Annotated in this window: 1 protein-coding gene; it reads right to left on the bottom strand. The window is 59.7% G+C overall.

From position 1 onward, the window contains the following. Window positions 1-34 precede the first annotated feature (34 nt). A partial coding sequence (locus E1N52_RS43865) for an ISL3 family transposase (RefSeq protein ID WP_133191286.1) occupies window positions 35-809 on the bottom strand: 775 nt, incomplete at its 5' end.

Raw genomic sequence — 809 nt, 5'->3', positions numbered from 1 at the left:
CTGGCTCTTTTGATTTTGGAGTGGGTGATGCGACTCACGAGGCATGCGGGTTGAAGCCGGAGAAGTCGAGCTTGCCGGCAACGAGAAAGAGGACCGTGCGCATTGTCGTGAAGCGTGTGTAACCGCGAGCCTTTCGCTTGGCCGCTTGAAACAAGCCGTTGATGGCTTCAATGAAGCCGTTGGTCTGGCGGGTCTGAGTCCAGGCGACGACGCCGTCGAAGTGCCGACGTATCAGACGCGCAACGTCCTTCATTGGCTCGACTTTTGAGCGCATGACATTGGTGCACCACTGCCGCAACATCTCGGAGACAACATGGATTTGCTTGCGTTCGAGAATCTCGCGCAGTTGCTCGCGATACAGCCATGCGCGGGCGGTGCGCTTGGTGGCGTACTGCCTGACAAGCGCCTCGAGGTCGGTCAATTGCGCAAGATTCAGTTTGTTGGCGTCCTTGAGCAGCGTCCAGCGCATCCCTTTGAGTTCCGGGTCGGCTTTCTGTTGTTGGCGGCGCACCATATCAAGCGCCTTGGACGCATGGGCGACGACGTGAAACTTGTCGAATGTCACTCGCGCATTGGGCAGATGTTCGCTCACGCCCTTAATGAACGCGGGCGACATGTCGATGCTTGCGGAGGTGACTTGCTCGGGCGTGCCGTTGTGCTGGCTAAGGTACGCCGCAAAGCTCTCAATCGGCTTCGCGTCGCGGCCGGGCGTGACGAACACGACGCGGCGCGCCTGCATATCGGCGACCAGCGTCAGATACTCGTGGCCGCGCCGGTACGAGGTCTCGTCAATAGCTACCGTGCTCACG

Source organism: Paraburkholderia guartelaensis, assembly GCF_004353905.1.
Lineage (GTDB): Bacteria > Pseudomonadota > Gammaproteobacteria > Burkholderiales > Burkholderiaceae > Paraburkholderia > Paraburkholderia guartelaensis.
Note: the sequence above shows the minus strand (reverse complement) of the source record. Positions and strands in the feature narration are given on the sequence as shown.